This is a genomic window from Mycobacterium sp. (assembly GCF_032162605.1).
In the GTDB taxonomy this organism is placed as follows: Bacteria; Actinomycetota; Actinomycetes; order Mycobacteriales; family Mycobacteriaceae; genus Mycobacterium.
Window position 1 is genome coordinate 1 of the sequence record NZ_JAVROT010000159.1, and the last position, 5,395, is coordinate 5,395.

Genomic DNA, 5,395 nt, shown 5'->3' on the forward strand with positions numbered 1-5,395 from the left:
CCGCCGTACCGCCCATCAAGGGATTGCGCGACAAGGTGCTACACGTCGATACCGTGTTCTCACTTGGCTTCTTTAAGCCGTACCCGAAGTTCACGTTCGGTTCGTCGGACAAGGCTTTCGGAACCCCCGGCACCGGAGGATCGTTCGGGATGGCCGATCCGGACACCGGGATCGGATTCGGATATGTGATGAATAGGTTGGGTTTTCACCTATGCAGCGATCCAAGGGAACTCAGCCTGCGCCATACCCTCTTCCACGACATCCTTGGTGCCAGGCCGCAGACATAGCTCTGCCGAGACAGAGCAGAGTGGTCCGGACACTGTTGGCGCAGCTCGGCGTTGGCGTGATGGGTGGGGGTAGCCCCGAGGTGATCTAGCCCCCCTCGCCCGGCCAGCGCCCGCTCTCTCTCCGGCGCGACAGGAGGACGTGCCGTCCGCAATCCGTCCGCGGGGTCAAGGGGTCGCAATTTCAATCCCGTGAGCCCTAACGCGCGCGTCGACCGTAGTGCCGTTCCGCTGAGTGTCTGTAGGATTCACTCGCCGAGCTGCTCTCGGCGAGCGATATTGCGGGCGGGTCGGTGGTGCGTCGTGAGTGCACGCTTCGAGGAACTCGACTGGTCCGAGACCCTCATGGGGGTCATCAGCCTGCGCAGGCGGATCGAGCCGTCCCTGCACGTCGACGTGTACGAGGTCAAGCTCGGCGACGAGTTCCTGATGTCGAGCCTGTTCACCGTGGCCGAGGTAGCACTCGCGCGCCTCGGCCTGGCCCAGGCGGTCGATGCCGACCTCGATGTCGTCGTCGGGGGATTAGGGCTCGGCTACACCGCAAAGACGGCGCTCAACGATCCCCGCATTCATTCGCTCGTCGTGGTGGAAGCACTCGCGGAAGTCATCGGCTGGCATCAGCGTGCGTTGCTTCCTGACTCCGCCGAACTCGTGTCGGATCCGCGGGTCCGCCTGCAACGAGGCGACTTCTTCGCCATGGCCGACAGCACCGCCGGTTTTGATCCGGAGGCACCGGGGCGCCGCTTCCACGCCGTCCTCCTCGATATCGATCACACGCCGCGACACGTCCTGCACCCGAGCCACTGCGCCTTCTACACGCCTGCGGGACTGGGAAAGCTCGTCGGGCACCTGCATCCCGGCGGAGTCTTCGCGCTGTGGTCCGATGATCCGCCCGACCCTGACTTCGAGGCGGTCCTCGCTGAGGTCTTCGACCGGTCCGAGGCATCCGTCGTCCGGTTCCCCAACCCGCTGACCGGCGGGTACTCGACCAACACGGTCTACGTCGCGAGTTAGATGTCGTCGCCACGCAGTGACGTCGCGATTCGTCGCATTCCGGCAGGAGTGTTGACCGCGTCAACACCCGTCACTGTTTCCGCAGGTCGCGGCCAGTACTTTCGCGTCGGTTCGCAACTGACGAAATGTGCGGCTCGCCCGCCAGCTCCGGGCAGGCAGCGTCTCGGTCCAGACGGTGGGGTCGCCCACCGGCAACGTCGAGACGCTGGGCACCTCCGGTCCCGGCTGGTCGGCCGAGCAGCCCAACGGTGTGGGGATCAAACAGAGCGGTGTCGGCAGGGAATGGAGCCACCACGGCATCGAGGAGTTCACCGAACTCAAATCCATCGCCTGGAGTTGAGCGCCTCTGGCGCTCAGCTGGTGGGGCCGTCTGCCGAAGCGGAGGCTGGGCGTTGCAGGCGTTTCCGTAGTTCGTCCTTGCGCACTTTGCCGGTGGCCGTGCGAGGCAGGTCGTTGACGAGCTCGAGGCGTTCGGGTGTCAGTTGCCTTGTGGTCCCGGCAATGGAGACGTGCGCACGAATGTCGTTGAGCGACAGTGTGGTTCCGGGCCGCAGTACGACGAACGCACACACCCGCTCTCCGTACAGCGGGTCCGGTGCTGCCACGACTGAGGCTTCGGCCACTGCCTCGTGCTCGGACAGGATGTCCTCGATGAGCTTGGAGGACAGGTTCTCTCCACATCGGATGATGAGGTCTTTTTGGCGGTCGGTGATGGTGAGGTAGCCGTCGGCGTCGAGCACGCCGACGTCACCGGTGCGAAACCACCGGCCGGGCAGGAAGGCGTCGGTGTCCAATGCCGAATCGCGGTAGCCGACAAACAGTTCGGGGCCGCGGTTGAGGATCTCGCCTGGGCTGCCCGGGGGGAGGTCCTGCAGCGTCTGATCCACGATCCGGACCTCGACGCGGTCGAGCAGCCTGCCGTCGGTGTGCGCCCGTTTGTCCAGGGCGTCGTCCGACGAGCCACCGCTGATCGAGGGATGCTCGCTGGAACCGCGGCTGGCCAAGCGAGCGGTCAACCACACCATGGACACGATGGGCTTCTCGACGGCGATCGCTTCGTGCTTCGACATGCATCACCTCGGGCACACCAGGGCGCTGGCGGCGACCGGTGGCAAGACTGTGGTGATGGCCGACCTGGAACGGATGAAGGCCGCGGGTCGCACCACTTAAGCGCCGGTCAACGGGCAAGGTCGCGGCGGTGACCGGCTGACTCAACGTGGATGCGTTGCCGCTACGCGTTGCCGCTACGCGTTGGCGCTGTGGACCAGTGGTCGCGCGGGAAGTCAGAGGATTTGTTCGAGCAGCTTCTTGAGTTCCTTTTGTTGTGCTCGGGTCAGGCGTTCCAGGCGCTTGCTGAACGCATCCGATAGCAACGCGAGGCCGTCTTTGGTTACTCGACGCCCGACCGGGGTGAGCTGGAGGCGATGGCGCCGCAGATCCGCGGGGTCGATCTCGCGCCGCAAGAATCCGGCGGCCTCAAGACGTTTGAGGTAGACCGTCACAGTCGGCTTCGGCATGCTCATCGTCGTCGCCAGCTCGGCAGGGTAGGGGTGCTCGTCGACCACGGCGAGCAGGAACAGCTCCTTGGAGTCGACCCCTAAAGCGGTGATGTCCGTCTCGACCGAGCCGATCACTGACAGCAGCACCTGGTAGTTCAGCGACCAGATCTTCGCCGCATCGTCTAGTGACATTGACATCGCAACCCCGATGGTTCAGAGTGAAACTAGTACAGAAATAAACCAACGCATAAGTGAACAACCTACCAGAAGGAGGCGGCTCATGCCCTTGGATCACTACGTGACTCTCGGCCGGTCCGGTCTACGTGTCAGCCCACTGTGCCTCGGGGCGATGACGTTCGGCGAAGACCTCGGCTGGGGCTCCAGTGTGGAGGAATCTCAACAGATCATCGACCGATTCGTCGACCTCGGTGGCAACTTCATCGACACCGCGAACTTCTACACGGCGAGTCACTCCGAGAAGATCATCGGCGATCACATCGGCCGCCATCCGGCCCGCCGCGATCGCTTGGTGATCGCCACCAAGTTCAGCGGCAACCTGTATCCGGGTGATCCCAACGGCGGCGGCTCGGGCCGCAAGTCACTGATCAACGCCTGCGAGAACTCCCTGCGCCGCCTTCAGACCGACTACATCGACCTGTACTGGCTACACATCTGGGACGCCAACACGCCCATCGAGGAGACGATGGCTGCCCTCGACGACCTCGTTCGAGCCGGCAAGGTGCGCTACCTCGGAGTGTCGGACACGCCAGCATGGAAGATCGCCGAAGCGAACATCACCGCCCGCTTCCGCGGCTGGTCGTCGTTCATCGGGCTGCAGATCGAGTACTCGCTGCTGCAACGCACCGTCGAACAAGACCTGGTTCCCATGGCCCGAGAATTCGGCCTCGGGATCACGCCGTGGTCGCCCCTCGCTGGTGGCGCACTCAGCGGCAAGTACACGCGCAGCAACGCCGGCCAGAACAAGGCCGATCGCGCCGCGTTGATCGAGGGCTCCCTCAACGACAAGACCTACGAGGTCGTCGACGAACTCGAGATCATCGCCAAGGCGCACGAGACCAATGTCGCCAGCGTGGCGCTGGCGTGGCTCCATGCCCAGCCTGCCGTGACGTCGATCATCATCGGGGCGCGCCGGCTCTCGCAGTTCGAGGACAACGTTCGTGCCCTTGACGTGAACCTGACCGCCGATGATTTGGCCCGGCTCAACGCAATCACTGAGCCAACTTTCGGCTTTCCGCAGAGCATGTTGCCAATGGCACCCGGCATCACCAACGGCGGTACGACGGTCAATGGTGTCTCCGGGCCAATCTCCGACTACGTCATGCCCAAAGGCGACCAGCCCTACTGAAGACCAGCGGACGGCAGGGTCCGCGTCGACGTACTGGACCCAAGCTGGACTAACGACGCTGCGGGAATTGTCCGGATTCGTGAACGTCGCCGAGGAGGGCGGGACGTCGGCCGCGTCGCGTCGGCTCCACCACAGATTGACTTGCATGACCAAATCCACTAACGGTCAATGTTTGCCTGTTTCCTTAGCGCATGGCTGGGCTAAACCGATGGCGGCGACCTTGCCATTCAGTCGTAACATCAGTTGACCCTTCATTTTTGTGTTGGTGGTGGACGTACCCACTGAACGGACCGTGTCAGGCCCGGGTGGGGAAGGTGTCGCCGAACATCGGCAGCCCGCTGATGGATTCTCCGGCGGTGACTTTGTCTTGGGCGCAGCCACCGGGGTAGCTGACCCTCAGGCGCTGGCCGACGCTCCGATCGTCCTGTACAACGGGGCGCTGGCGACCGCGAACACGGCCAAGCCCGCGTGCACCGCGGGGATCACGGCCGACGCATAGCGCGACGCACCCTGGCAGCCGCGAAAGCCTCCAGCTAGGCCTGATTCGAGTCGCCGCCAGATGATTTTCGCCGCGCGCCAACTGGACGGCAATCATGGCGCGCTCCGCATGTCCCGCAAGACCTCGCTCTTTGATCCGAAAGAACGGATCCACAGCGCGGACGTCGCCCATGTTCTCAGTCACCGCCGCTCCTCAGAATGGTTGACAGCAGACAGTTTTCGACTGTGTGGTCACTCACATGACGCGCACATGACATGGCGGGCACAGTCAGCCCGCGCTTGTGCACTCATCGACCACATAAGCCCGGGTCTCGGCTCGATCGATGAATTTCTGTTCGTCTCGGGCGATTTCATCGGTCCCGAGGCTTGTCGTCCAGGCGAGCAAGTCGTCTCGTCCGGCGAAGACGAGTTCGGTCAGGCAGTCGAAAGCGATCTCGTCACCTTCGATGTTGAAGGCGTCCCCACGCTGGATGTAGTTGCGCTTGTAGACCATTGGCAAAAATGCGTTGCTTAACACGAGTGGTACGTGGTTGTGCTCGTAGTAGTCGGCGAACTCGTGCGGCGACAGGCCGGGCTTGCGCTTCAGGTATCCGAAAACCTTGATCATCGGGCACTCCTGGATGAACCGTCGCGGTTTGATGCCGACTACTGGGGCGCCGACGTTTGGAGGAATAGTCAAGACTTGTGGATCGGAGGGTTCAGGGGGTTGAGCCGACCTTAGTGTGTTGCATAGT

The 5,395-nt window shown here is 63.2% G+C and carries 7 protein-coding genes and 1 pseudogene; 5 read left to right on the forward strand and 3 right to left on the reverse strand.

What is annotated here, in order from left to right; translation table 11 throughout:
- From QOI01_RS09665 to QOI01_RS09675, 3 genes and pseudogenes are all read left to right on the forward strand, one after another.
- Positions 1–287 (forward strand): annotated as a pseudogene (locus QOI01_RS09665) (EstA family serine hydrolase); the annotation flags it as partial.
- A 300-nt stretch (positions 288–587) separates the two neighbouring features.
- Positions 588–1,298 (forward strand): polyamine aminopropyltransferase, encoded by a 711-nt coding sequence (locus QOI01_RS09670; protein WP_526380281.1) that lies wholly within the window; start codon positions 588–590, stop codon positions 1,296–1,298.
- 175 nt (positions 1,299–1,473) lie between these two features.
- Positions 1,474–1,638 (forward strand): hypothetical protein, encoded by a 165-nt coding sequence (locus tag QOI01_RS09675; RefSeq protein WP_526380283.1) that lies wholly within the window; start codon positions 1,474–1,476, stop codon positions 1,636–1,638.
- 13 nt (positions 1,639–1,651) lie between these two features.
- Here QOI01_RS09675 and QOI01_RS09680 read toward each other — a convergent pair whose 3' ends face one another.
- Both QOI01_RS09680 and QOI01_RS09685 read right to left on the reverse strand, forming a co-directional pair.
- Positions 1,652–2,368 (reverse strand): AMP-binding enzyme, encoded by a 717-nt coding sequence (locus QOI01_RS09680; RefSeq protein ID WP_526380285.1) that lies wholly within the window; start codon positions 2,366–2,368, stop codon positions 1,652–1,654.
- A 213-nt stretch (positions 2,369–2,581) separates the two neighbouring features.
- Positions 2,582–2,944 carry a MarR family winged helix-turn-helix transcriptional regulator gene (locus QOI01_RS09685; RefSeq protein ID WP_526380287.1) on the reverse strand — a complete coding sequence of 121 codons (363 nt, stop codon included), beginning with the start codon at positions 2,942–2,944 and terminating at the stop codon, positions 2,582–2,584.
- A 133-nt stretch (positions 2,945–3,077) separates the two neighbouring features.
- Between QOI01_RS09685 and QOI01_RS09690 the strand changes: the two genes are divergently transcribed.
- Both QOI01_RS09690 and QOI01_RS09695 read left to right on the forward strand, forming a co-directional pair.
- Positions 3,078–4,163 (forward strand): aldo/keto reductase, encoded by a 1,086-nt coding sequence (locus QOI01_RS09690; RefSeq protein ID WP_526380289.1) that lies wholly within the window; start codon positions 3,078–3,080, stop codon positions 4,161–4,163.
- A 268-nt stretch (positions 4,164–4,431) separates the two neighbouring features.
- Entirely contained in the window at positions 4,432–4,662 is a 231-nt protein-coding gene (locus tag QOI01_RS09695) for a hypothetical protein (protein WP_526380291.1), read from the forward strand.
- A gap of 267 nt (positions 4,663–4,929) precedes the next feature.
- On the opposite strand, the gene QOI01_RS09700 is transcribed toward QOI01_RS09695, so the two are convergent.
- Complete coding sequence (locus tag QOI01_RS09700; RefSeq protein ID WP_526380293.1) at positions 4,930–5,268, reverse strand: EthD family reductase; 339 nt, start codon at positions 5,266–5,268, stop codon at positions 4,930–4,932.
- Positions 5,269–5,395: the final 127 nt, after the last annotated feature.

Excerpts from the sequence above, each read along its gene's own strand:
- QOI01_RS09680 (WP_526380285.1), bottom strand. The coding sequence starts at position 2,368 with ATGTCGAAGCACGAAGCGATCGCCGTCGAGAAGCCCATCGTGTCCATG.
- QOI01_RS09690 (WP_526380289.1), top strand. The coding sequence starts at position 3,078 with ATGCCCTTGGATCACTACGTGACTCTCGGCCGGTCCGGTCTACGTGTC.
- QOI01_RS09700 (WP_526380293.1), bottom strand. The coding sequence starts at position 5,268 with ATGATCAAGGTTTTCGGATACCTGAAGCGCAAGCCCGGCCTGTCGCCG.